This window comes from Streptomyces sp. NPDC107559 (assembly GCF_055657365.1).
The window spans coordinates 182,532-207,648 of record NZ_JBVKBD010000002.1 but is presented as its reverse complement, the minus strand read 5'-3'; the positions used below and the strand labels follow the sequence as shown (position 1 = coordinate 207,648).

23 protein-coding genes are annotated in these 25,117 nt (G+C 71.9%); 18 read left to right on the top strand and 5 right to left on the bottom strand.

Annotated elements, in window-relative coordinates:
* Window positions 1-46: 46 nt before the first annotated feature.
* The gene (locus tag ACZ7OY_RS07620) at window positions 47-2,512 is read right to left on the bottom strand and encodes a Tex family protein (RefSeq protein ID WP_471910532.1); all 2,466 of its coding nucleotides are present in this window, start codon (window positions 2,510-2,512) and stop codon (window positions 47-49) included.
* A gap of 181 nt (window positions 2,513-2,693) precedes the next feature.
* Between ACZ7OY_RS07620 and ACZ7OY_RS07615 the strand changes: the two genes are divergently transcribed.
* Window positions 2,694-3,659 carry a GlxA family transcriptional regulator gene (locus ACZ7OY_RS07615; protein ID WP_471910531.1) on the top strand — a complete coding sequence of 322 codons (966 nt, stop codon included), beginning with the start codon at window positions 2,694-2,696 and terminating at the stop codon, window positions 3,657-3,659.
* A 240-nt stretch (window positions 3,660-3,899) separates the two neighbouring features.
* Window positions 3,900-4,535 carry a DJ-1/PfpI family protein gene (locus ACZ7OY_RS07610; RefSeq protein ID WP_471910530.1) on the top strand — a complete coding sequence of 212 codons (636 nt, stop codon included), beginning with the start codon at window positions 3,900-3,902 and terminating at the stop codon, window positions 4,533-4,535.
* On the opposite strand, the gene ACZ7OY_RS07605 is transcribed toward ACZ7OY_RS07610, so the two are convergent.
* Window positions 4,522-5,271 carry an enoyl-CoA hydratase/isomerase family protein gene (locus ACZ7OY_RS07605; RefSeq protein WP_351605578.1) on the bottom strand — a complete coding sequence of 250 codons (750 nt, stop codon included), beginning with the start codon at window positions 5,269-5,271 and terminating at the stop codon, window positions 4,522-4,524. The genes ACZ7OY_RS07610 and ACZ7OY_RS07605 overlap by 14 nt on opposite strands.
* Before the next feature lie 268 nt (window positions 5,272-5,539).
* On the opposite strand from ACZ7OY_RS07605, the gene ACZ7OY_RS07600 reads away from it, so the two are divergent.
* Window positions 5,540-6,061, top strand: coding sequence for an ATP-binding protein (locus ACZ7OY_RS07600; RefSeq protein WP_471911186.1), 522 nt, complete (start codon window positions 5,540-5,542; stop codon window positions 6,059-6,061).
* A gap of 41 nt (window positions 6,062-6,102) precedes the next feature.
* Here ACZ7OY_RS07600 and idi read toward each other — a convergent pair whose 3' ends face one another.
* The 3 genes from idi to galE all read right to left on the bottom strand — a co-directional run bounded on the left by idi (window position 6,103) and on the right by galE (window position 9,045).
* Window positions 6,103-6,696, bottom strand: coding sequence for an isopentenyl-diphosphate Delta-isomerase (idi, locus tag ACZ7OY_RS07595; protein WP_351605576.1), 594 nt, complete (start codon window positions 6,694-6,696; stop codon window positions 6,103-6,105).
* Between the two features lie 255 nt (window positions 6,697-6,951).
* On the bottom strand, window positions 6,952-7,902 hold the full coding sequence (locus tag ACZ7OY_RS07590) for a cation diffusion facilitator family transporter (RefSeq protein ID WP_471910529.1): 951 nt from the start codon (window positions 7,900-7,902) through the stop codon (window positions 6,952-6,954).
* Window positions 7,903-8,073: 171 nt separating this feature from the next.
* A complete protein-coding gene (gene galE / locus ACZ7OY_RS07585; RefSeq protein WP_471910528.1) occupies window positions 8,074-9,045 on the bottom strand; it encodes a UDP-glucose 4-epimerase GalE in 972 nt (323 codons plus the stop codon).
* Between the two features lie 307 nt (window positions 9,046-9,352).
* Between galE and ACZ7OY_RS07580 the strand changes: the two genes are divergently transcribed.
* The 15 genes from ACZ7OY_RS07580 (at window position 9,353) to hpnH (ending at window position 25,115) form a co-directional block, all read left to right on the top strand.
* Complete coding sequence (locus tag ACZ7OY_RS07580) at window positions 9,353-11,197, top strand: DUF5941 domain-containing protein (RefSeq protein WP_471910527.1); 1,845 nt, start codon at window positions 9,353-9,355, stop codon at window positions 11,195-11,197.
* Window positions 11,194-11,946, top strand: a complete 753-nt coding sequence (locus tag ACZ7OY_RS07575; protein WP_471910526.1) for a phosphocholine cytidylyltransferase family protein — start codon at window positions 11,194-11,196, stop codon at window positions 11,944-11,946. The genes ACZ7OY_RS07580 and ACZ7OY_RS07575 overlap by 4 nt, the downstream gene beginning before the upstream one ends.
* Window positions 11,934-12,995 (top strand): iron-containing alcohol dehydrogenase family protein, encoded by a 1,062-nt coding sequence (locus ACZ7OY_RS07570; protein ID WP_471910525.1) that lies wholly within the window; start codon window positions 11,934-11,936, stop codon window positions 12,993-12,995. The genes ACZ7OY_RS07575 and ACZ7OY_RS07570 overlap by 13 nt, the downstream gene beginning before the upstream one ends.
* Entirely contained in the window at window positions 12,973-13,752 is a 780-nt protein-coding gene (locus tag ACZ7OY_RS07565; protein ID WP_471910524.1) for a CDP-alcohol phosphatidyltransferase family protein, read from the top strand. The genes ACZ7OY_RS07570 and ACZ7OY_RS07565 overlap by 23 nt, the downstream gene beginning before the upstream one ends.
* On the top strand, window positions 13,749-14,639 hold the full coding sequence (locus ACZ7OY_RS07560; protein WP_384730416.1) for a glycosyltransferase family 2 protein: 891 nt from the start codon (window positions 13,749-13,751) through the stop codon (window positions 14,637-14,639). The genes ACZ7OY_RS07565 and ACZ7OY_RS07560 overlap by 4 nt, the downstream gene beginning before the upstream one ends.
* A gap of 95 nt (window positions 14,640-14,734) precedes the next feature.
* Window positions 14,735-15,664, top strand: coding sequence for an ABC transporter permease (locus ACZ7OY_RS07555; RefSeq protein WP_471910523.1), 930 nt, complete (start codon window positions 14,735-14,737; stop codon window positions 15,662-15,664).
* Window positions 15,657-16,436 carry an ABC transporter ATP-binding protein gene (locus ACZ7OY_RS07550; RefSeq protein ID WP_471910522.1) on the top strand — a complete coding sequence of 260 codons (780 nt, stop codon included), beginning with the start codon at window positions 15,657-15,659 and terminating at the stop codon, window positions 16,434-16,436. The genes ACZ7OY_RS07555 and ACZ7OY_RS07550 overlap by 8 nt, the downstream gene beginning before the upstream one ends.
* A gap of 330 nt (window positions 16,437-16,766) precedes the next feature.
* Entirely contained in the window at window positions 16,767-17,699 is a 933-nt protein-coding gene (hpnC, locus tag ACZ7OY_RS07545) for a squalene synthase HpnC (protein WP_471910521.1), read from the top strand.
* Entirely contained in the window at window positions 17,696-18,646 is a 951-nt protein-coding gene (hpnD, locus tag ACZ7OY_RS07540) for a presqualene diphosphate synthase HpnD (RefSeq protein ID WP_471910520.1), read from the top strand. The genes hpnC and hpnD overlap by 4 nt, the downstream gene beginning before the upstream one ends.
* Window positions 18,646-18,786, top strand: a complete 141-nt coding sequence (locus ACZ7OY_RS07535) for a DUF6380 family protein (protein WP_471910519.1) — start codon at window positions 18,646-18,648, stop codon at window positions 18,784-18,786. Before hpnD ends, ACZ7OY_RS07535 begins: the two co-directional genes overlap by 1 nt.
* Window positions 18,783-20,207 (top strand): hydroxysqualene dehydroxylase HpnE, encoded by a 1,425-nt coding sequence (gene hpnE, locus ACZ7OY_RS07530; protein ID WP_471910518.1) that lies wholly within the window; start codon window positions 18,783-18,785, stop codon window positions 20,205-20,207. The genes ACZ7OY_RS07535 and hpnE overlap by 4 nt, the downstream gene beginning before the upstream one ends.
* Entirely contained in the window at window positions 20,207-21,337 is a 1,131-nt protein-coding gene (locus ACZ7OY_RS07525; RefSeq protein WP_471910517.1) for a polyprenyl synthetase family protein, read from the top strand. Before hpnE ends, ACZ7OY_RS07525 begins: the two co-directional genes overlap by 1 nt.
* Window positions 21,338-21,453: 116 nt before the next feature.
* Window positions 21,454-23,445: a squalene--hopene cyclase gene (gene shc / locus ACZ7OY_RS07520; RefSeq protein ID WP_471910516.1), complete on the top strand. Its 1,992-nt coding sequence runs from the start codon at window positions 21,454-21,456 to the stop codon at window positions 23,443-23,445.
* Window positions 23,445-24,086, top strand: a complete 642-nt coding sequence (locus tag ACZ7OY_RS07515) for a phosphorylase family protein (protein WP_471910515.1) — start codon at window positions 23,445-23,447, stop codon at window positions 24,084-24,086. Before shc ends, ACZ7OY_RS07515 begins: the two co-directional genes overlap by 1 nt.
* 6 nt (window positions 24,087-24,092) lie before the next feature.
* Complete coding sequence (hpnH, locus tag ACZ7OY_RS07510) at window positions 24,093-25,115, top strand: adenosyl-hopene transferase HpnH (protein WP_351605533.1); 1,023 nt, start codon at window positions 24,093-24,095, stop codon at window positions 25,113-25,115.
* The last annotated feature ends 2 nt before the right edge of the window (window positions 25,116-25,117 follow it).

Here is a 25,117-nt window from a genome sequence, read left to right as displayed (position 1 = left end):
GAAGGGCCCGGCCCCGGACGGAACCGGGGCCGGGCCCTTCGGTGTGTCAGCCCTTGCCCTTCTTCGGGTCGAGCAGTCCGGCCCGGCGCAGCGCGTCGGCCATCGCGCTGTTGGCGGGGGCGGGCGCCGGCCGGCCACCGCCGCCACCGGCACGCCCCTGGCCCTGACCCTGCCGCCCCTGACCCTGCCGTCCCTGGCCCTGGCCCTGTCCCTGGCCTTGACGCTGCTGGCCCTGGCCCTGGCCCTGGCGCTGCTGGGGCGGACGGCCGCCGCGCTGCTGACGCCCGCCGCCGCCCTGTCGCTGCTCGCCGTCCTGTGCCGCCGCCTCGTCGTCCAGCCGCAGCGTCAGCGAGATCCGCTTGCGGGGGATGTCCACGTCGAGGACCTTCACCTTGACGATGTCACCGGGCTTGACCACGTCCCGCGGGTCCTTCACGAACGTCCTCGACAACGCCGAGACATGCGCCAGGCCGTCCTGGTGGACGCCGACGTCGATGAACGCCCCGAAGGCCGCGACGTTGGTGACGACCCCTTCCAGGATCATCCCGGAGGACAGGTCGGAGATCTTCTCGACGCCCTCCTTGAAGGTCGCCGTCTTGAACGCGGGCCGCGGGTCGCGCCCCGGCTTCTCCAGCTCCTTCAGGATGTCGGTCACCGTCGGCAGACCGAACTTCTCGTCCACGAAGTCGTCCGGCCTGAGCGAACGCAGCACCGAGGTGTTGCCGACCAGCGAGGCCACCTCCTGCCCCGAGGTCTTCACCATGCGCCGGACCACCGGGTACGCCTCCGGGTGCACGCTGGACGTGTCCAGCGGGTCGTCGCCGCCGCGGATGCGCAGGAAGCCCGCGCACTGCTCGTACGCCTTGGGGCCGAGCCGGGCCACGCCCTTGAGCTGGGAACGGGAGCTGAACGGCCCGTTGGCGTCCCGGTGGGCCACGATGTTCTCGGCCAGCCCCGAGGAGATGCCGGACACCCGGGACAGCAGCGGGGCGGACGCCGTGTTCACGTCCACGCCGACGCCGTTCACACAGTCCTCGACCACCGCGTCCAGCGAGCGCGACAGCTTCACCTCGGACAGGTCGTGCTGGTACTGGCCGACACCGATGGACTTCGGGTCGATCTTCACCAGCTCGGCCAGCGGGTCCTGGAGCCGGCGGGCGATGGAGACCGCGCCGCGCAGCGACACGTCCATGTCGGGCAGCTCCTGCGAGGCGAACGCCGAGGCCGAGTACACGGACGCGCCGGCCTCCGACACCATCACCTTGGTGAGCTTCAGCTCCGGGTGCCTGGTGATGAGGTCACCGGCGAGCTTGTCGGTCTCGCGGGACGCCGTGCCGTTGCCGATGGCGATCAGCTCGACCGCGTGCTCCCCGGCCAGCCGGGCCAGCTTCGCGAGGGCCTCGTCCCACTTGTTGGCCGGGACGTGCGGGTAGATGACGTCGGTCGCCACCACCTTGCCGGTCGCGTCGACCACGGCCACCTTCACGCCCGTACGGAAACCGGGGTCGAGGCCCAGCGTCGCGCGCGTGCCCGCCGGGGCGGCCAGCAGCAGATCCCGCAGGTTCGCCGCGAAGACGTTCACCGCCTCGTCCTCGGCGGCCGTACGCAGCCGCAGCCTGAGGTCGATGCCGAGGTGCACCAGCAGCCGGGTGCGCCAGGCCCAGCGGACCGTGTCCGTCAGCCACTTGTCACCGGGCCGCCCGCGGTCGGCGATGCCGAAGCGGTGGGCGACGATCCCCTCGTACGAGCTCGGGCCGTCCGTCGGCTCCTCCGGCTCCAGGACGAGGTCGAGGACCTCCTCCTTCTCGCCGCGCAGCATCGCCAGGATCCGGTGCGAGGGCAGCTCGGTGAACGGCTCGGCGAAGTCGAAGTAGTCGGCGAACTTGGCGCCCGCCTCCTCCTTGCCGTCCCGCACCTTGGCGGCCAGCCGCCCGCGCACCCACATGCGCTCGCGCAGCTCGCCGACGAGGTCGGCGTCCTCGGAGAACCGCTCGGTGAGGATCGCGCGGGCGCCGTCCAGCGCGGCCTGCGGATCGGCGACACCCTTGTCGGCGTCGACGAACGCGGTGGCCGCCGCGAGGGGGGCCACGGTCGGGTCGCCGAGCAGCCCCTCGGCCAGCGGCTCCAGACCCGCCTCGCGCGCGATCTGCGCCTTGGTGCGCCGCTTGGGCTTGTACGGCAGGTAGATGTCCTCCAGGCGCGCCTTGGTCTCGGCCGCCAGGATCTGCGCCTGGAGCTCGTCGGTGAGCTTGCCCTGCTCGCGCACCGACTCCAGGATGGCCGTCCGCCGCTCCTCCAGCTCCCGCAGATAGCGCAGCCGCTCCTCGATCGTGCGCAGCTGCGCGTCGTCGAGCATCTCGGTCGCTTCCTTGCGGTAGCGGGCGACGAAGGGCACCGTCGCACCGCCGTCGAGCAGCTCGACGGCAGCCTTGACCTGCCGCTCCCGTACGCCGAGCTCCTCGGCGATCCTGCCTTCGATGGACCCTACTTCGATGGACCCGGGTGTCGTCACGATCCCGTACCGCCTTCTCCACTGAGGTTGCGCGGCAATTGTGGCAGGTGGCGCCGACAACGGGGGAGCAAGGCGGGACGACGCCGCGGTGTCGCGTCGGATCGGCCGCCGACGGCCGATGGCAGGAAAGGTGGGAAGCCCGTCGTTGCGGCCGTCGCCGGACCCGCCGAGACTCGGACGCATGGCGCAGCGAACCGTTCTCGTCGTCCTCTTCGACGGCGTGCAGAGCCTTGACGTGACCGGCCCGGTCGAGGTGTTCGCGGGTGCGGAGAGCCACACCCCGGGCAGCTACCGCATCCGGACCGTCTCCCTGGACGGCGGTCCGGTACGCACCTCCAGCGGCCTGACCCTGGTACCCGACGCGGCCCTGACGGATCCGGCCGACGACCCGCACATCCTCCTCGTGCCCGGCGGCGCGGGCACCCGCGAGCACGACGCCCGCCTGGTCGACTGGCTGCGCGCGCACGCCCCGCGGGCCGAGCGCCTCGTCTCCGTCTGCACCGGGGCGATCCTGCTCGCGGCGGCCGGTCTGCTGGACGGACACCGCGCCACGACCCACTGGGCCTACTGCGACAAGCTCGCCCGCGACCACCCGGCCGTCGAGGTGGACCCGGACCCCATCTACGTACGGGACCGGCGGGTCGCCACCTCGGCCGGTGTCACCTCCGGCATCGACCTGGCGCTCGCCCTGGTGGAGGAGGACCTGGGCCGGGACGTCGCGCTGCGGGTCGCCCGCCATCTCGTGGTCTTCCTGCGCCGGCCGGGCAACCAGGCCCAGTTCAGCGCCCAGCTCGCCGCCCAGACGGCACACCGGGAGTCGTTGCGCGACGTCCAGCAGTACATCACCGAGCACCCGGCCGGGGACCTGAGCGTGGAGGCGCTGGCCGCCCGTGCGGCCCTCTCGCCGCGCCACTTCGCCCGCGCCTTCCGGGCCGCGACCGGCACGCCCCCCGGCCGGTACGTCGACCGGGTGCGCCTCGAACACGCCCGGCGCCTGCTGGAGGACACCGGGGACGGGATCGAGGAGATATCCCGCGCCAGCGGTTACGGCACCGCCGAGGCCATGCGACGCGCGTTCGTCAGGACGCTCGGGACCTCACCGGCCGAGTACCGGCGCCGGTTCCGCCCGGCGCCCGCCATCCGCTGACCACGCCCCGCCATCCGCTGACCACACCCCGCCGCCCGCGAGGCGCTACCCCTGACCGACCCGCACGACCTGCCGGTCGGTACCCGGCCTGCCCGCGCCACCTGCCGGCGGTACCGGGCTGACCCACTCCGACTGCCGGGTGGCACCCGGCCTGCCCGCGCCACCTGCCGGGCGGCACCTGCCCGGCCCGATTCGCCCACTGCCCGACCCACGCACGCCTCCTGTCCGAAAGGCATCCCGATGCAGATCGCCATCCTGCTCTTCGACCGTTTCACCGCCCTCGACGCCGTGGGCCCGTACGAGACCCTCGGCCGGCTGCCGGACGCCGACACCGTCTTCGTGGCCGAACGCACCGGCCCGGTCCGCTCCGACACCGGGAACCTCGCCCTGATCGCCGACCGCACCCTCGCGGACGTGCCGCACCCCGACATCGTGGTCGTCCCCGGCGGCCCCGGACAGACCCCGCAGATGGACAACGAGGTCCTCCTCGGCTGGCTGCGCACGGCGGACTCGACCAGCACATGGACGACCTCGGTGTGCACCGGCTCGCTGCTGCTGGCCGCCGCCGGACTGCTCCGGGGCCGCCGCGCGACCTCCCACTGGCTGGCCCTGGAGTACCTGGAGCGCTTCGGTGCCGAGCCCACGGGCGAGCGGGTCGTGTCCGACGGCAAGTACGTCACCGCCGCCGGTGTCTCCTCCGGCATCGACATGGGCCTCACCCTGCTCGGCCGGATCGCCGGCGACGAGCACGCGCAGGCCGTACAACTGCTGACCGAGTACGACCCGCAGCCGCCCTACGACGCGGGGTCCCCCCAGAAGGCGCCCGCGCACCTCGTCGAGGAGTTCCGCAGGAACAGCCGGTTCATCCTGACGTAGTCCAGGTGAAGCGCGGCTGCCTGCGCTCCAGGAACGCGGCGACGCCCTCGGCGGTGTCGTCGGCGGCCCGTGCCAGCTCGGCCCAGTGGGCGTCCCGGTCGGTGCGTCCGTCGGCGAACTCCTTCGCCGCGGCCTGGGTCAGCTGGGAGCGCGAGACCAGGACGCGGGTGAACTCGGCGACCCGCTTGCCGAGTCCGCCCGCGGGCAGCACCTCGTCCACCAGGCCCGTCCGCAGCGCCCGTGCCGTGTCGATCAGCTCGCCCGAGAACAGCAGGTACTTGGTGGCGGCCGGACCGATCAGCGACGCCAGCCGCCGGGTCGAGGAGGCGGGATAGACGATCCCCAGCTTCGCCGGGGTCACCCCGAACAGCGCGTCCTCCTCGGCGAACCGCAGATCGCAGGCCGCCGCGAGCTGCGAGCCCCCGCCCACGCAGTGCCCCCGTACCGCCGCGAGCGTCGGCTTGGGGAAGGCGGCCAGTGCCTCCTCGGCGAGCACGGCCAGCCCCTGTGCCTCCCCGGGTGAGCTCCTGAGGGTGGAGATGTCGGCTCCGGAGCAGAAGGTGTCGCCCTCGCCGGTCAGCACCAGGGCCCGTACGTCCGGATCGGCGGCCAGGGTGTCCAGCAGGGGCGGCAGCGCCCGCCACATCGCGGCGGTCATGGCGTTGCGCTTGGCCGGGTGGTGGATGACGACGGTGGCCACCGACTCGGTGACACGGTGCAGCAGCTGGGGCTCCATGCGGCGGATCGTAGCCGCAGGCCGGACGGGTGCGGCCGTCGGCCACCGGCCGGGCGCAGGCCCCTTCCCGGCAAACCCGTACAACCCGAATAGTTCGCGAAGTTGGCGCGATCGGGGCAGGATCCGGACTTCTGGGCGATCAAATCGTTCAATGGAGGTCGGAAATGCTCAATAAGCGCTGACTTCTGTCCAGTCCTTCGGTGCGGAGCTGTGCGTTACCAACACTCGACGTGTGGTGACAATCGAGCGCAAGGGTGGCGACCGGACGATGGAGAACCACGGGCGCGGGGTGGGCCCACGCCCTGAAGACACACCGGAGGGCGTGGCGGGCGAGCCCCTCGGAGCGAGAGCGCCGGATCCGCTGCCGTACGAGGGCGTGTGGCGGTTCACCGCCCCCGCCCTCGACGTCTCCGTCCCGCAGGCGCGGCACGCCGTGCGGGACCTGCTCCACCGTCAGGGCGTACCGGCCTCCGACGACCTCGTCCAGGGTCTGCTGCTGATCGTCTCGGAGCTGGTGACGAACGCCGTCAAGCACGCGGCGCTCCTGTCGCCGACGCTCGCCGTGGAGGTGGCCGTCGGAGCCGAATGGGTGCGGGTGTCGGTGGAGGACAACCACCCCTACCGCCCGACCGCCCTGGAGGCCGACCACGCCCAGGTGGGCGGCCGGGGGCTGCTGCTGGTCCGCGAGATCACCCTGGAGGCGGGCGGGGTGTGCGACGTCGAGCACACGTCGAGCGGCGGCAAGGTGATCTGGGCCGCCCTGCCGCTCAAGCCCGTCCGGGTGCACTGACCACGGGCCGTGCACGCCGGTCGGCGAGCCGGCCGGGAGTCCTACCAGCCCGCGGAGGTTCCCGTCAGTTCCCGCACCGCGGGCCGTGCGGCGTCCAGCACGGTCATGAACCACGCGGAGAACGTGTCCTTCGCATGCCGCTCCGCCAGCTCGGCGGGGCTCACGAAGGCGGTCCCGCCGACCTCCTCCGGGTCCGGCCGCAGCGTGGACTGCACCAGGCCGACGAACAGATGGTTGTACTCCTGCTCGACCAGGCCCGAGTCCGGGTCCGGGTGGTTGTAGCGGACCGTGCCGGCCTCCGCGAGCAGCGTCGGGGAGACCCCGAGCTCCTCGTACGTCCGCCGGGCCGCCGCCGCGAACGGCGCCTCGCCGGGGTAGGGGTGGCCGCAGCAGGTGTTCGACCACACGCCGGGGGAGTGGTACTTGCCCAGCGCCCGCTGCTGGAGCAGCAGCCGGCCCTGCTCGTCGAAGAGGAACACGGAGAACGCGCGATGCAACTGTCCCGGCGGCTGATGGGCGGCGAGCTTCTCCGCGGTCCCGATCGTCACACCGTTCTCGTCGACCAGTTCCAGCAGAATCGCGTCCGCGGCGCCGTTCGACGCACTGTGCTTCGCGGTGGCAGGTGTGATCGGCATACCCATCCTTAGCATCGGTCCTCGCGCCCCAAGTCTGCCGTACGAATCCGGCACTCCCGGCACTTCACGGCGCCACCGCATGTCCCGTGCGAGGCGACGCGGGACATGCGGTGGCGCCGGCCGGATGCCGTCAGGTGGCGCCCGGTAGGTGATCGTGCCCGTCGGGGTGAACGGGGAACCGCCCGTAAGGGGGGCGCGCGGACGTCGGGTTGTGGACGGAACGACGTACGCGCCCACCGGACCGCCGGGGCAGCCTCAGTGGCACAGCCGTTCCTCGTGCTCGGCGTGGCCGACCGGCTCCAGCTGGAAGGTGCAGTGCGAGACGTCGAAGTGGTCGCCCAGGCAGCCCTGGAGTTCGTGCAGCATCTTCTCGTGGCCGATCGCGTTCAGTACGTCGGAGCGCACCACGACGTGCGCCGACAGCACCGGCATCCCCGAGGTGATCGTCCAGGCGTGCAGGTCGTGGACGTTCTCGACGCCGTCCAGCGCGAGTACGTGGGCCCGTACCTCCGCCATGTCGACGTTCTTCGGGGCGGCCTCCAGCAGCACGTCCAGGGTCTCGCGCAGCAGCTTCACCGTGCGCGGCACGATCATCAGACCGATGGCGATCGAGGCGATCGGGTCGGCCGCCTGCCAGCCGGTGGTGAGGATCACCGTCGCCGAGATCAGCACCGCCACGGACCCCAGCGCGTCGGCCGCCACCTCCAGGAACGCCCCCCGTACGTTCAGGCTGTGCTGCTGGCCGCGCATCAGCAGCAGCAGCGAGACGGTGTTCGCGACCAGACCGATCAGACCGAACACGATCATGAGGCCGCCCTCGGTGTCGGCCGGCGTGAAGAACCGCTGGACCGCCTCGTAGAGGACGTATCCGCCGACGCACAGCAGCAGCAGGCAGTTGGCGAGCGCGGCGAGGATCTCGGCGCGGGCGTACCCGAAGGTGCGGTGGGGGCTGGCCGGCCGGTTCGCGACATGGATGGCCACCAGGGCCATGCCCAGCCCCAGGGCGTCCGTCGCCATGTGCGCCGCGTCCGCGACCAGCGCGAGGGAGTCGGCGAGCACCCCGCCGAGGATCTCCACCACCGTGACGGCGATGGTGATCGACAGCGCCACGCGCAGCCGGCCCCGGTACGCGGCGGCCGCGGTCCCGGTCGCCGGCGCGCCGTGGCCGTGGCCGTGTGCATGACCGTGGTCGTGCCCTGCCCCCATGGGAAACGCCTCCTGTGATCCGCCCGGGACACACAGTCAACTACGGGTGGGGGGTATCGGGCAACGCGGCACTGAACACCGTTGTCATATGCTCTGACCTGCGCAAACGAAGCGCAGGTCAGAGCAGGTCGGGTGCCGTCGCCGGGCGCACGGCGTCCCCGGCCATGGCACTCAGCGTCCGCGGTGCAGCTGCCATCCCTGCCAGGCCGACTCGACCATCTCGCGCGTCCCGCGCCGGGCCGTCCAGCCGAGTTCGGCCGCGGCCCGGGCGGCGGAGGCGACCGCGCGGGGGGCGTCCCCGGGGCGCCGGGGCTCGACGAGCGCCGGCCGGCCGTCGCCCGTGACCTCGCCGATGAGCGTGACCAGCTCGCGTACGGAGACGCCCTCGCCGCGGCCGATGTTCACCGTCAGATCGCCCGAGGCTCCCGGCGCCGACAGCCGGCGGGCCGCCGCGAGGTGCGCCTCGGCGAGATCGGCGACGTGGATGTAGTCACGCACACAGGTGCCGTCCGGCGTCGGATAGTCGTCGCCGAAGATCCGCGGGGCCTCGTCCCGGGTGAGCCGGTCGAAGACCATGGGGACGATGTTGAAGACCCCGGTGTCCGCCAGTTCCGGGGCCGCGGCGCCCGCCACGTTGAAGTAGCGCAGACAGGTCGTCGCGATGCCGTGCGCCCGGCCCGCCGCCCGCACCAGCCACTCCCCGGCGAGCTTGGTCTCCCCGTAGGGGTTCACCGGGGCGCACGGGGTGTCCTCGGTGATGAGGTCCACGTCCGGGTTTCCGTAGACGGCCGCGGACGACGAGAACAGGAACCGCTCGACCCCGGCCCCGGCGACCGCCTCCAGGAGCGTGGCGAGAGCGCCCAGGTTCTCCTGGTAGTAGCGCGTGGGCTGCGCCACGGACTCCGCCACCTGCTTGCGGGCCGCGAGATGCACCACACCCGTCACCGCGTGCTCGGCGAGGACCCGCTTGAGCAGGTCCTCGTCCCCGGCCGAGCCCTGGACCAGCGGGATGCCCGCCGGCAGCCGGGTGGGCACCCCCGCCGACAGGTCGTCCAGTGCCACGACCCGTTCCCCGGCCTCGGTCATGGCACGTGCCACATGCGCCCCGATGTATCCGGCTCCGCCGGTGATCAGCCATGTCATGGTCGCCCACCCTATGCCGCACGGCACGCTCCCCGGGGGTGTCCGCCGGGTGCGCCGCGCGGACGCCGGGTTTGTCGGCCGGACCGCGGTTTGTCGGCCGGGCCGCCCATCACTCATGATGATCTCGGCAGAGGCAGGCAAAGGCCGGAACAGACTACGCTGATCGGATCATGAACGGGCGATGAACACGCCTCCGGCGACATCGGATAGCCTTCGCCGACATGCCGCCCGCCCGGAGCAGCCGAGCGGCGCCCCCATCGTGCACATGACCGGCGCCGTCGCGTCGGTTCCAGGGAGATGAGTTCGGTTGTCGACCGCCATCCTCACCGGCCAACCGGTCCCCGGATCGTCGATCGAGACCGATCTGCGGTCACTGGGCTTCGACGTCCGGATCGCCGACGACGCCGCCGATGTCGGCCCCCTGCTCGCCCGGGTTCCGGGTGAGCAGCGGGTCGCCGTCGTCGACGCGCGTTTCGTCGGCCACCCGCACGCGCTGCGGCTCGGGCTCACCGACCCCCGCTTCCCGCTCGCCGCGGTGCCCGGCGCCGTGACCGCGCAGCCCGCGGCCCGCTCGGTGCTGACCGGCGCCGTCGACCGGGAGTACGCCATGAGCGGGGGGACGGCGCCGGCCGTCGACGCCCTCGGCGGCAGCCCGGCCGACGCCCCCGCCGACCACTTCGTCGACCGTGTGGTGACCGCCCTGGAGACGCAGGGCGCCGACGTCCGGCGCCCCGAGCTCGGCAGCCTGGTCGCCACGGTCCCCGACGACCCGCAGACCCGCAACGAGGCACGGCAGGCCGTCGCCGCCGTGGACGACGAGGCCGTACGCCTGAAGTCGGCCGTGAAGGCCCGCGACGGCTTCTTCACCACCTTCTGCATCAGCCCGTACTCGCGCTACCTCGCCCGCTGGTGCGCCCGCCGCGGCCTCACCCCGAACCAGGTCACCACCGCCTCCCTGCTCACCGCGCTGATCGCGGCGGGCAGCGCGGCCACCGGCACCCGGGCCGGGTTCGTCGCGGCCGGCGTCCTGCTGATCGCGTCGTTCGTGCTGGACTGCACCGACGGCCAGCTCGCCCGCTACTCGCTCCAGTACTCGACGCTCGGCGCCTGGCTGGACGCCACCTTCGACCGCGCCAAGGAGTACGCGTACTACGCCGGCCTCGCCCTGGGCGCGGCCCGCGGCGGCGACGACGTCTGGGCCCTCGCGCTGGGCGCCATGGTCCTGCAGACCTGCCGGCACGTCGTGGACTTCTCCTTCAACGAGGCCAACCACGACGCCGACGCCAACACCAGCCCCACCGCGGCCCTCTCCGACCGGCTCGACAGCGTCGGCTGGACGGTCTGGCTGCGCCGGATGATAGTGCTGCCCATCGGCGAACGATGGGCCATGATCGCCGTCCTCACCGCGCTGACGACCCCCCGCATCACCTTCTACGCGCTGCTGATCGGCTGCGCCTTCGCGGCGACGTACACCACGGCCGGCCGGGTGCTGCGCTCGGTGACCCGCAAGGCAAGGCGGACCGACCGGGCGGCGCAGGCGCTCGCGGACCTCGCCGACAACGGCCCGCTGGCCTCCCTCGCGGGGAAGTGGCGCAGCCCGAACACTCGCTTCTACCCGAGCTCCCCGCTGCTCAACGCGGTGATCGGCTTCGTCGTCCTCGCCTCCGCGGTGCTCTCCGGCGACGCCTGGGCGGCTGTCGGCGGCGCGGTCGTCTACGCCGTCACCTCGGGCCTCGCCCTGTCCCAGCCCCTCAAGGGCGCCCTCGACTGGCTGATCCCCCCGCTGTTCCGGGCCGCCGAGTACGGCACCGTCCTGGTACTGGCGGCCAAAGCCGATGTGAACGGAGTGCTTCCGGCGGCTTTCGGGCTGGTGGCCGCCGTCGCCTACCATCACTACGACACGGTGTACCGCATCCGCGGTGACGCCGGCGCGCCGCCGGCCTGGCTGGTGCGCGCGATCGGGGGCCACGAGGGCCGGACGCTGCTGGTGACCGTCCTGGCCCTGGCACTCACCGCCTCGCAGTTCGGGGTCGCGCTCACGGTGCTCGCCGTGGCCGTCGCCCTGGTGGTGCTCTTCGAGAGCATCCGCTTCTGGGTGTCCGCCCACAAGGTCGGCGCACCCGCCGTACACGATGAAGGAGAACCCGCATGATCGGCCTCGTGCTGGCGGCCGGCGCCGGACGGCGTCTGCGCCCCTACACCGACAGCCTTCCCAAGGCTCTGGTGCCGGTGGGGCCCGCGGGCATAGAGGGCGAACCCACGGTCCTGGACCTGACCCTCGGCAACTTCGCCGAGATCGGTCTGACCGAGGTCGCGATCATCGTCGGCTACCGCAAGGAGGCCGTGTACGAGCGCAAGGCGGCCCTGGAGCAGAAGTACGGCCTGAAGCTCACCCTCATCGACAACGACAAGGCCGAGGAGTGGAACAACGCCTACTCCCTGTGGTGCGGCCGTGACGCCCTCAAGGACGGCGTGATCCTCGCCAACGGCGACACCGTCCACCCGGTCTCCGTGGAGAAGACGCTGCTCGCCGCGCGCGGCGACGGCAAGAAGATCATCCTCGCCGTGGACACCGTGAAGTCGCTCGCCGACGAGGAGATGAAGGTCGTCGTCGACGCCGAGCGCGGCATGACGAAGATCACCAAGCTGATGGACCCCGCCGAGGCGAGCGGCGAGTACATCGGCGTCACCCTCATCGAGGGCGACGCCGCCCCCGAGCTCGCGGACGCCCTGAAGACGGTGTGGGAGACCGACCCGCAGCAGTTCTACGAGCACGGCTACCAGGAGCTCGTCGACCGCGGCTTCCGCATCGACGTGGCACCGATCGGCGACGTCAGCTGGGTCGAGATCGACAACCACGACGATCTCGCCAGGGGACGGGAGATCGCGTGCCGGTACTGACACGTCTCATCCCCTCGCCGGTCGTCGTGGACATCCGCCCGGGTGCCCTCGACGACCTGGGCTCCGTGCTCGCGGACGAGCGCGTCTCGCACTCCGGCCGGCTCGCCGTCGCCGTCAGCGGCGGCTCGGGGGCCAGGCTGCGCGAGCGCGTCGCCCCCTCGCTGCCGGGTGCCACCTGGTACGAGGTCGGCGGGGGCACGCTCGACGACGCGATCCGGCTGGCCGGCGAGATCAAGGCCAGCCGCTACGACGCGGTCGTGGGCCTCGGCGGCGGCAAGATCATCGACTGCGCCAAGTTCGCCGCGGCACGGGTCGGCCTTCCGCTGGTCGCCGTCCCGACGAACCTCGCGCACGACGGTCTGTGCTCGCCGGTCGCCACCCTCGACAACGACGCGGGCCGCGGCTCCTACGGAGTGCCGAACCCGATCGCGGTCGTCATCGACCTCGACGTCATCCGCGAGGCCCCGGTCCGCTTCGTCCGGGCCGGGATCGGCGACGCCGTCTCCAACATCTCGGCGATCGCCGACTGGGAGCTCGCCCACCGCGTCAAGGGCGAGAAGATCGACGGCCTGGCCGCCGCCATGGCCCGCCAGGCCGGCGAGGCGGTGCTGCGCCACCCCGGCGGCGTCGGCGACAACGGCTTCCTCCAGGTGCTCGCCGAGTCGCTGGTCCTCAGCGGTATCGCGATGTCGGTGTCGGGCGACTCCCGCCCGTCCTCCGGCGCGTGCCACGAGATCAACCACGCGTTCGACCTGCTGTTCCCCAAGCGCGCGGCCGCCCACGGCGAGCAGTGCGGACTGGGCGCGGCCTTCGCGATGTACCTGCGCGGAGCGCACGAGGAGTCGGCCTACATGGCCGAGGTGCTGCGCCGCCACGGGCTGCCGGTGCTGCCGGAGGAGATCGGCTTCAGCGCGGACGAGTTCGTCCGGGTCGTCGAGTTCGCTCCCGAGACCAGGCCCGGCCGCTACACGATCCTCGAACACCTCGACCTCAAGACCGACCAGATCAAGGACATGTACACCGACTATGTCAAGGCCATCGGTAGCTGAACTCCGTCCGGTCGTCCATCCCGCAGGGGTGAAGGACCGGCGCAGCGGTGAGCACTGGATGGGGCGCCTCTACATGCGCGAGGTGTCCCTGCGGGTCGACCGCTACCTGGTGAACACCAGGGTCACGCCCAACCAGCTCACGTACCTGATGACTGTCTTCGGCGTGCTCGCCGCCCCGGCGCTGCTGGTGCCGGGGATCTGGGGCGCCGTGCTCGGCGTGGTCTGCGTGCAGATGTACCTGCTGCTGGACTGCGTCGACGGCGAGATCGCGCGCTGGAAGAAGCAGTACTCGCTCGCCGGGGTCTACCTCGACCGGGTGGGCGCCTATCTGACCGACGCCGCGGTGCTGGTCGGCTTCGGCCTGCGCGCCGCCGATCTCTGGGGCTCCGGGCGGATCGACTGGCTCTGGGCCTTCCTCGGCACCCTGGCCGCCCTCGGCGCGATCCTGATCAAGGCCGAGACCGACCTCGTCGGCGTCGCCCGCCACCAGGGCGGACTGCCGCCCGTCAAGGAGGCGGCCGCCGAGCCGCGCTCGTCGGGCATGGCACTGGCCCGCCGGGCCGCGGCCGCGCTGAAGTTCCACCGGCTGATCCTCGGCATCGAGGCTTCCCTGCTGATCCTGGTCCTGGCGGTGCTGGACCAGGTGCGCGGCGACCTGTTCTTCTCCCGGCTGGGTGTCGCGGTGCTGGCGGGCATCGCCCTGCTCCAGACCGTGCTGCACCTGGTGTCCGTCCTCGCCTCGAGCAGGCTGCGATGAGCGGGCTGAAGGTCGGCGCGGTCGTCATCACCATGGGCAACCGCCCCGACGAGCTCAAGGCCCTGATCGACTCGGTCGCCAAGCAGAACGGCGACGTCGTCGAGGTGGTCGTGGTCGGCAACGGCTCGCCGGTGCCGGACGTGAGCGAGTTCTCGTCGGCCGTGCGCACCGTGGAGCTCCCCGAGAACCTCGGCATCCCCGGCGGCCGGAACATAGGCATCGAGGCCTTCGGCCCCGGCGGCCGCGACGTCGACATACTGCTGTTCCTCGACGACGACGGTCTGCTCGCCCAGCACGACACCGCCGAGCTGTGCCGGCAGGCCTTCACGGCCGACCCCGAGCTCGGCATCATCAGCTTCCGCATCGCCGACCCCGACACCGGTGTCACCCAGCGCCGGCACGTGCCGCGGCTGCGCGCCGCCGACCCGATGCGCTCCTCCCGGGTCACCACCTTCCTCGGCGGCGCCAACGCGGTCCGTACGAAGGTCTTCGCCGAGGTCGGCGGGCTGCCCGACGAGTTCTTCTACGCGCACGAGGAGACCGACCTCGCGTGGCGGGCCCTCGACGCGGGCTGGATGATCGACTACCGGTCCGACATGGTGCTCTTCCATCCGACGACCGCGCCCTCGCGGCACGCCGTCTACCACCGGATGGTCGCGCGCAACCGGGTCTGGCTGGCCCGCCGCAACCTCCCCGCGCCCCTGGTCCCGGTCTACCTCGGCGTCTGGCTGCTGCTGACGCTGCTGCGCCGGCCCTCGCGGCCGGCCCTGAAGGCCTGGTTCGGCGGATTCAGGGAAGGCTGGACGACAGCCTGTGGACCCCGTCGCCCCATGAGGTGGCGTACGGTGTGGCGGCTGACCCGGTTGGGCCGGCCCCCGGTCATCTGACAAGCTCGTCCCTGACAGCGGGCGGACCGTGCGACGGTCCGGGTGCGTGCCGGGCACACACGGGCCGGGCACCGTCGAGGACGAGAGTTTTCCTGGTGAGTGAGACAACGCACGACGGCGGAGTCGCGGTGGGCGCGGCCCCGCCGCCCGACGAGAGCCTCACGGCGGCGCGGCTCGCCGCGAAGTACGGGCTGTCCGTGAGCGGCGCGCGGCCGACGATCGGCCGGTACCTGGGCCTGCTGTGGGGGCGTCGGCACTTCGTCCTCGCCTTCTCGCAGGCGAAGCTGACCGCCCAGTACAGTCAGGCCAGGCTCGGCCAGATCTGGCAGGTGGCCACACCGCTGCTGAACGCGGCCGTGTACTTCTTCGTCTTCGGCGTGATCCTCCAGGCAGGCCGGGGCATGCCGACGGACGTGTACATCCCGTTCCTGGTCACGGGCGTGTTCGTGTTCACCTTCACGCAGAACTCCGTGATGGCGGGCGTGCGGGCGATCTCCGGCAACCTCGGACTGGTGCGCGCGCTGCACTTCCCGCGGGCCGCGCTGCCGGTCTCCTTCGCCCTGCAGCAGCTCCAGCAGCTGCTGTACTCGATGATCGTGGTGTTCGCCGTGGCCATCGCCTTCGGCAGCCGTCCGGGCCCGTCCTGGCTGCTGATCGTGCCGGTGCTCGCGCTCCAGTTCCTGTTCAACACCGGCCTCGCCCTGATCATGGCGCGGGCCGGCGCCAGGACCCCCGACCTGGCGCAGCTCATGCCGTTCGTGATGCGGACCTGGATGTACGCGTCCGGCGTGATGTTCTCCATCCCGGTCGTGCTGGCCGACAAGCCGCAGTGGCTCGCGACCGTGCTGCAGTGGAACCCGGCGGCGGTCTTCATGGACCTGATGCGCTTCGCGCTGATCGAGGAGTACGGCGTGGAGAACCTGCCCGACCACGCCTGGGTGGCCGCGGGCGGCTGGGCGGCCCTGTTCGCCGTCGGCGGGTTCGTCTACTTCTGGCAGGCGGAAGAGAGGTACGGCCGTGGCTGAGCCGGAGCGCCGGGACGACCGGCCCACCGTGATCGCGGACGACGTGCACATCGTGTACCGGGTCAGCGGCGCCAAGTCCGGCAAGGGCAGCGCCACCGCCGCGCTCAGCCGCATCGTCAAACGCGGCGAGGAGCGGGGGGTGCGCAAGGTGCACGCCGTACGGGGCGTCTCCTTCGTCGCCTACCGGGGCGAGGCCATCGGTCTGATCGGCTCGAACGGCTCCGGCAAGTCGACGCTGCTGCGGGCCATCGCCGGTCTGCTGCCGCCCGAGAGCGGCCGGGTCTACACCGACGGCCAGCCCTCCCTGCTCGGCGTCAACGCGGCCCTGATGGGCGACCTCACGGGTGAGCGGAACGTCATCCTGGGCGGTCTCGCCATGGGCATGTCCCGCGAGGAGATCAAGGAGCGTTATCAGGGGATCGTCGACTTCTCCGGCATCAACGAGAAGGGCGACTTCATCAGCCTGCCGATGCGCACCTACTCCTCCGGCATGGGTGCCCGGCTGCGCTTCGCCATCGCCGCGGCCAAGGACCACGACGTCCTGATGATCGACGAGGCGCTGGCCACCGGCGACCGCAAGTTCCAGATCCGCTCCGAGGAACGCATCCGCGAGCTGCGCAAGGAGGCCGGCACGGTGTTCCTGGTCAGCCACAGCAACAAGTCCATCCGCGACACCTGCACCCGCGTGCTGTGGCTGGAGGGCGGCGAGCTGCGGATGGACGGACCGACCGACGAGGTCCTCAAGGAGTACGAGAAGTTCACGGGCAAGTAGCCCGTGTCGCCCGGGGTCCCGCCGGAACTGGTCCGGCGGGACCCCGCGTCTGCAAAGGAAACGTCAACTCCGGCTCGGCACAGGAATCTTGACGCCAATCGGTGTGTTGTTGTGATGTGCAGGACACCCCCGAGAACCTCACTGCGTTGTACAACGTAAGCTGTACAGGTCCCGAAACACGGCAAGTGGGGCGATAATGCGCGACAGCCTCTGTACGGGCGGCCGCGCGGACGGCCGGGCGGCGTGTCCGAAATAGTATGCATGGGGTCGTCGGTGTAGAACGGGAGATGTGACGGCAATGGCTACGGAAACTCCCCAGCTCAGCGCAGCATGTGCCGTCTTCGCCCGGGGCAGTCGGCGGTGACGGGAACCGATACGGCCCGCACCGGGGACCCGGAGCGCGGCACGCTCGACAAGGCCGCGGGCGAGAACTTCCCCGTGGCCCCGTTCTTCCTGCCCAGGGCCTGGCGCACCGACCTCATGGCCGTCTACGGCTTCGCCCGGCTCGTCGACGACATCGGCGACGGCGACCTCGCGCCCGGCGGCGCGGACGCCCGGCTGCTCGGCGTGTCCGCCGCGGCTGCCGAGGACCGGCTCGTCCTGCTGGACGCCTTCGAGGCCGACCTCCACCGGGTCTTCGACGCCACCCCGCGCCACCCCCTGCTGCGCCGCCTCCAGCCGACCGTCCGCCGCCACGCGCTGACCCCCGAGCCGTTCCTCGGCCTGATCGCCGCCAACCGCCAGGACCAGCTCGTCCGCCGCTACGAGACCTACGACGACCTGCTCGCCTACTGCGAGCTGTCCGCCAACCCCGTAGGACGCCTCGTCCTCGCCGTCACCGGCACCTCGACCCCCGAGCGGATCCGCCGCTCCGACGCGATCTGCACGGCGCTGCAGATCGTCGAGCACCTCCAGGACGTGACCGAGGACCTCGGCCGCGACCGCATCTACCTGCCCGCACAGGACATGAAGCGCTTTCACGTCCGGGAGGCGGATCTCGCCACGGCCACCGCGGGCGCATCGGTGCGCGCGCTGGTCGCATACGAAGCACAACGCGCCCGCGATCTCCTGAATGAAGGCGCCCCTCTGGTGGGTAGCGTCCACGGAAGGTTGAGGCTGCTGCTCGCGGGATTCGTGGCGGGGGGAAGGGCGGCGGTCCGAGCGATCGCCGCCGCCGAATACGACGTACTTCCCGGCCCGCCCAAGCCCGGCAAGCTCCAGCTGCTGCGCGAGGCGGGCGTGACTCTGCGAGGAGAGAGGTGATCCGGGCCGTGGAGTCGGAACAGCACGTGTCCGCACCGGTACTCGCCGCCTACAGCTACTGCGAGGCAGTGACCGGACAGCAGGCGCGCAACTTCGCCTACGGCATCAGGCTGCTGCCGACGCCCAAGCGCCGTGCCATGTCGGCGCTGTACGCGTTCTCGCGCCGTGTCGACGACATCGGCGACGGCTCGCTGGCCGGCGACGTCAAGGTGGCCCGTCTGGAGGACACCCGGGCGCTGCTGACCCGGATCCGCGAGGGTGCGGTCGAGGAGGACGACACCGACCCGGTGGCCGTCGCCCTCACCCACGCCGCCGCGGCCTTCCCGATCCCGCTGGGCGGCCTGGACGAACTGATCGACGGCGTGCAGATGGACGTACGCGGCGAGACCTACGAGACCTGGGACGACCTCAAGGTCTACTGCCGGTGCGTGGCCGGCGCGATCGGACGGCTCTCCCTCGGCGTGTTCGGCACCGAGCCCGGCGCGCGCGGCGCCGACCGCGCACCGGAGTACGCCGACACGCTCGGGCTCGCGCTGCAGCTCACCAACATCCTCCGGGACGTCCGCGAGGACGCCGAGGGCGGCCGCACCTATCTGCCCGCCGACGACCTCGCGAAGTTCGGCTGCTCGGCCGGGTTCGACGGTCCGACACCGCCCGAGGGCTCCGACTTCGCGGGCCTCGTGCACTTCGAGGTGCGCCGGGCGCGCGCCCTGTTCGCCGAGGGCTACGGGCTGCTGCCCATGCTCGACCGGCGCAGCGGCGCCTGCGTCGCCGCCATGGCGGGCATCTACCGTCGCCTGCTCGACCGCATCGAGCGCGACCCGGGGGCCGTGCTGCGCGGCCGGGTCTCGCTGCCCGGACGGGAGAAGGCCTACGTCGCCGTGCGCGGACTGTCCGGACTCGACACCCGGCACGTCTCCCGGCGGACCCTCAGGAGGCGCGCCTGATGGACACGGTGGGCGAAGGTGATTCCGCCGCGGAGACGCGGCACGCAACCCTCCGGCCGGGCGTCGCGTCCCTGACTGCAACGGCCTGTCGTGCACGGTTCCAGCGGCACGACGCGGCCGCAGGGGAGGGTGCACGATGAGCGACGCACAGCGGTCCGGGCTGCCCGCGGGCAGCGGGCCGGCGACCGGGCGGGACGCCGTCGTGGTCGGCGGCGGACTGGCCGGGGTCACCGCCGCCCTCGCGCTCGCCGACGCGGGGGTGCGCGTCACCCTGCTGGAGGGCCGGCCCAGACTCGGCGGCCTCGCCTTCTCGTTCCGGCGCGGCGACCTGACCGTCGACAACGGACAGCATGTCTTCCTGCGCTGCTGCACCGCCTACCGGTGGTTCCTGGAGCGCATCGAGGGGACCGCGCTGGCGCCCTTGCAGGATCGTCTCGACGTGCCCGTTGTCGACCTGGACCGGCCCGCGGGGCGCCGTCTGGGCAGACTCCGGCGCGACGCGCTGCCGGTGCCGCTGCATCTCGGACGCAGCCTGGCGACGTATCCGCATCTCTCGCTCGCCGAGCGGGCCCGGGTCGGCCGTGCCGCACTCGCGCTCAAGGGACTCGACCTCGCCGATCCCGCCCTGGACACCCAGGACTTCGGGACCTGGCTGGCCGCGCACGGTCAGTCGGCGCGCGCCGTCGAGGCACTGTGGGACCTGGTGGGGGTCGCCACCCTCAACGCGGTGGCCCAGGACGCGTCCCTCGGGCTCGCCGCGATGGTGTTCAAGACCGGTCTGCTGTCCGACCCGGGCGCCGCCGACATCGGCTGGGCGCATGTCCCGCTGGGCGAACTGCATGACCGCCTCGCCCGCAAGGCGCTCGACTCCGCGGGCGTCCGTACCGAGGTCCGTACACGCGTCACCTCCGTCTCCCAATACGAAAACGGGCGGTGGAGCGTTCAGGTTCCCGGCGAGACGCTGGAGGCCGACGCGGTCGTGCTCGCCACCGCCCAGCGCGAGGCCCACGACCTGCTGCCGGACGGCGCCCTCGACGAACCCGGCCGGCTGCTGGAGATCGGCACCGCGCCCATCCTCAACATCCATGTCGTGTACGACCGCAAGGTGCTCGACACCCCCTTCCTCGCGGCCCTCGGCACCCCGGTGCAGTGGGTCTTCGACCGTACGGCGGCCTCCGGGCTGCGCGAGGGCCAGTACCTCGCGCTGTCCCAGTCCGCCGCGCAGGACGATATCGACGCGCCCGTCGCCGCCCTGCGCGAGCGCTATCTGCCCGAGCTGGAGCGGCTGCTGCCCGGCACCCGGGCGGCAGGCGTACGGGACTTCTTCGTCACCCGGGAGCGCACGGCCACGTTCGCCCCCACCCCCGGCGTCGGGCGGCTGCGCCCCGGCGCCCGCACCAGAGCCCCCGGCCTCTATCTGGCCGGCGCGTGGACCGCCACCGGGTGGCCCGCGACCATGGAGAGTGCGGTCCGAAGCGGTGTGAGCGCGGCGGACGCCGCACTCAGCGCCCTGGGCCGGCCCCGCCCCCACCACCTCTTCGCCTTCGAGGAGGCGGCCTGATGCTCGATCAGCACGGCCCGGCAGGCCCCCGCACCCCTGGCACCGCAACAAGAGGAGAAACTGTGCCCACTGTGCCCCCGGCCTCGACGGCTGCCGACGCGGTGGACGTGACCGCGCTCCTGGAGCGCGGCCGAACCCTGGCCACACCGGTGCTGCGCGCAGCCGTCGACCGCCTGGCGCCGCCCATGGACACCGTCTCGGCCTACCACTTCGGCTGGATCGACGCCGAGGGCAACCCCACGGCGGGCGACGGCGGAAAGGCCGTACGCCCGGCGCTCGCCGTGCTCTCCGCCGAGGTCACCGGAGCCGCCCCCGAGGTCGGCGTGCCCGGCGCGGTGGCCGTGGAACTCGTCCACAACTTCTCGCTCCTGCACGACGACCTCATGGACGGCGACGAGCAGCGCCGCCACCGCGACACCGTCTGGAAGGTGCACGGCCCCGCCCAGGCCATCCTCGTCGGCGACGCCCTGTTCGCCCTCGCCAACGAGGTCCTGCTGGAGCTCGGCACCGTGGAGGCCGGCCGGGCCACCCGCCGGCTGACCACCGCCAGCCGCGCCCTGATCGACGGCCAGGCCCAGGACATCTCCTACGAGCACCGCGACCGCGTCAGTGTCGAGGAGTGCCTGGAGATGGAGGGCAACAAGACCGGCGCCCTGCTGGCCTGCGCCAGCTCCATCGGCGCGGTGCTCGGTGGCGCGGACGACCGCACCGCCGACACCCTGGAGCGCTACGGCTACCACCTCGGCCTGGCCTTCCAGGCCGTCGACGACCTCCTCGGCATCTGGGGCGACCCGGAGTCCACCGGCAAGCAGACCTGGAGCGACCTGCGCCAGCGCAAGAAGTCCCTGCCGGTCGTGGCCGCCCTCGCGGCGGGCGGGTCCGCCTCGACGCGGCTGGGCGAGATCCTCGCCGCCGACGCCAAGAGCAGCGACTTCGCGACCTTCTCCGAGGAGGAGTTCGCTGCCCGCGCCGCTCTCATCGAGGAGGCGGGCGGCCGCGAGTGGACCGCCCAGGAGGCACGCCGGCAGCACGCCATCGCCATCGAGGCGCTGAACGCCGTCGACATGCCCGAACAGGTACGGGCCCGGTTCACGGCGCTCGCCGACTTCGTCGTCGTACGAAAGAGATGATCACTATCGGTCGAATAGCCCTCGCGTAGTCGCCGGCCGGTGTCGCGGGTTGAGGCACACCGGCCGACGGCGGACCCACAGCAGCACGACTCGTACGACTGCACGAAGGGGAAGCCATGACAGCGACGACCGACGGAAGTCCCGGGGCCCTGCCGCCCCGTGCTGCCGCGGCCAGCGAAACCGACGTCACCACCCCCGCGGCGGCCGGGGTACAAGAAGCCGCCGAAGGCGCCGCGCGGCGCGCCACCGACTTCCTGCTCGCCAGGCAGGACGCCGAGGGCTGGTGGAAGGGCGACCTCGAGACCAACGTCACGATGGACGCCGAGGATCTGCTGCTGCGTCAGTTCCTGGGCATCGAAGACGAGTTGACGACCAAAGCGGCCGGGCTCTTCATCCGGGGCGAGCAGCGCGAGGACGGCACCTGGGCCGGCTTCTACGGCGGTCCGGGCGAACTCTCCACCACCATCGAGGCGTACGTCGCCCTGCGGCTGGCCGGGGACGCCCCGGACGAACCGCACATGGCGAGGGCGTCGGCCTGGATCCGCGACCAGGGCGGCATCGCCGCCGCCCGCGTCTTCACCCGGATCTGGCTCGCCCTGTTCGGCTGGTGGAAGTGGGAGGACCTGCCCGAACTCCCGCCGGAGATCATCTACTTCCCCAAGTGGGTCCCGCTCAACATCTACGACTTCGGCTGCTGGGCCCGGCAGACCATCGTCCCGCTGACGATCGTCTCCGCGAAACGCCCGGTGCGTCCGGCCCCCTTCCCGCTCGACGAACTGCACACCGACCCCGCCCGGCCCAACCCGCGCGGGCCGCTGGCCCCGGTGGCGAGCTGGGACGGCGCCTTCCAGCGGCTCGACAAGGCCCTGCACGCGCTGCGCAGGGTCGCGCCGCGCAGGCTGCGCCGGGCCGCCCTGAACTCGGCGGCCCGCTGGATCGTGGAACGGCAGGAGAACGACGGCTGCTGGGGCGGTATCCAGCCGCCGGCCGTGTACTCGGTCATCGCGCTGTACCTGCTCGGCTACGACCTCGAACACCCCGTGATGCGCGCGGGCCTGCAGTCGCTGGACCGGTTCGCCGTCTGGCGCGAGGACGGCGCCCGGATGATCGAGGCCTGCCAGTCCCCGGTGTGGGACACCTGCCTGGCGGCCATCGCCCTCGCCGACGCCGGGCTGCCCGCCGACCATCCGCAACTCGTCAAGGCCGCCGACTGGATGCTCGGCGAGCAGGTCGTACGGCCCGGCGACTGGTCGGTCAAGCGGCCCGGACTCCCGCCCGGCGGCTGGGCGTTCGAGTTCCACAACGACAACTACCCCGACATGGACGACACCGCCGAGGTCGTCCTCGCGCTGCGCCGCATCCGCCACCACGACCCCGAGCGGGTCGAGAAGGCGATCGGGCGCGGGGTGCGCTGGAACCTCGGGATGCAGTCCAGGAACGGCGCCTGGGGCGCCTTCGACGTCGACAACACCAGCCCGTTCCCCAACCGGCTGCCGTTCTGCGACTTCGGCGAGGTCGTCGACCCGCCGTCGGCGGACGTCACCGCGCACGTCGTCGAGATGCTCGCGGTCGAGGGCCTCGCCCACGACCCGCGCACCCGGCGCGGCATCCAGTGGCTGCTGGCCGCACAGGAGCCCAACGGCTCGTGGTTCGGACGCTGGGGCGTCAACTACGTCTACGGCACCGGCTCGGTGGTGCCCGCGCTGACCGCGGCCGGCCTGCCCGCCTCGCACCCGGCGATCCGCCGGGCCGTCCTGTGGCTGGAGTCGGTCCAGAACGGCGACGGCGGCTGGGGCGAGGACCTGCGCTCCTACCAGGACAGCAGGGAGTGGAGCGGCAAGGGCGCCTCCACCGCCTCGCAGACCGCGTGGGCGCTGATGGCGCTGCTCGCGGCCGGCGAGCGCGACTCCAGGGCCGTGGAACGCGCCGTCGAGTGGCTGGTGACCACCCAGCGGGCGGACGGTTCCTGGGACGAGCCGTACTTCACCGGCACCGGCTTCCCCTGGGACTTCTCCATCAACTACCACCTCTACCGGCAGGTGTTCCCGCTCACCGCGCTCGGTCGGTACCTGCACGGCGATCCCTTCTCCGAGGCCGAGGGGGGCTGATGAGCGCCAAGCCCGTCCCGGCCCCGATGCTGATCGCGTGCGCGCTCGGCATCGAGCACCTCGCGCTGCGGACGAGCGATCGCAGCGGGGCGGACGGCCCGGTCACCGTGCTGCGTACGGGCATGGGGCCCAGGGCGGCCGAACGCTCGGTGACGCGGGTGCTGGCCGATCCGCCGCTGACCGAGGCCGCCGTGCTGGCCACCGGCTTCTGCGCGGGGCTCGCCCCGGGGATGCACCCCGGTGACCTGGTGGTCGCCGAGGAGACCCGGGACCCGCGCGGAAACGTTCCGTGCGTGGGGACCGACCTGCTCGTCAAGGAGCTGGTGCGCGCCCTGCCCGGACGCACGGTCCACACCGGGCCGCTCATCGGCTCCGATCACGTCGTCCGTGGACCGGAGCGGTCCGCCCTGCTCGCCACCGGCGCGATCGCGGTCGACATGGAGTCGGCCGCCACGCTCCTGAGCGCCGTACGGGCGGGCGAGCGTCCGGTTGCGGCCGTACGGGTGGTCGTGGATGCTCCCGAACATGAACTCGTCCGGATCGGCACGGTTCGCGGTGGAATATCAGCTTTCCGTGTCCTTCGGTCTGTACTTCCCGCTTTCTTCGAATGGCACCGTTCTTTGCTGCTCCCCCGGAGGTGAGCCCAGATGGCCATGCCGCTGCGTCAGTCCATCAAGGTCGCTACATACCTGGCCGAACAGAAGCTCCGCAAGCGGGAGAAGTTCCCGCTGATCGTGGAGCTGGAACCGCTCTTCGCATGCAACCTGAAGTGCGAGGGCTGCGGCAAGATCCAGCATCCGGCTGGTGTCCTCAAGCAGCGGATGCCGGTCGCGCAGGCGGTCGGGGCGGTGCTCGAATCGGGCGCCCCCATGGTGTCCATCGCCGGCGGTGAGCCGCTGATGCATCCTCAGATCGACGAGATCGTGCGCCAGTTGGTGGCCCGGAGGAAGTACGTCTTCCTCTGCACCAACGCGATGCTGCTGCGCAAGAAGATGGAGAAGTTCACCCCCTCCCCCTACTTCGCCTTCGCCGTGCACATCGACGGGCTGCGCGAACGGCACGACGAATCGGTCGCCAAGGAAGGTGTGTTCGACGAGGCCGTGGCGGCCATCAAGGAGGCCAAGCGGCGCGGCTTCCGGGTGACCACCAACTCGACCTTCTTCAACACCGACACCCCGCAGACCATCATCGAGGTGCTCAACTTCCTCAACGACGACCTCAAGGTCGACGAGATGATGATCTCGCCCGCCTACGCCTACGAGAAGGCACCCGACCAGGAGCACTTCCTGGGTGTGGAGCAGACCCGCGAGCTGTTCAAGAAGGCCTTCGCGGGCGGCAACCGGCGCAAGTGGCGGCTCAACCACTCCCCGCTCTTCCTGGACTTCCTGGAGGGCAAGGTCGACTTCCCGTGCACCGCCTGGGCGATCCCGAACTACTCGCTGTTCGGCTGGCAGCGCCCCTGCTACCTGATGAGCGACGGGTACGTGCCGACGTACCGCGAGCTGATCGAGGACACCGACTGGGACAAGTACGGCCGGGGCAAGGACCCGCGCTGCGCCAACTGCATGGCGCACTGCGGCTACGAGCCCACCGCCGTCCTCGCCACCATGGGATCGCTGAAGGAGTCGTTGCGCGCCATGCGCGAGACGGTCTCCGGGAACCGCGAGTGACG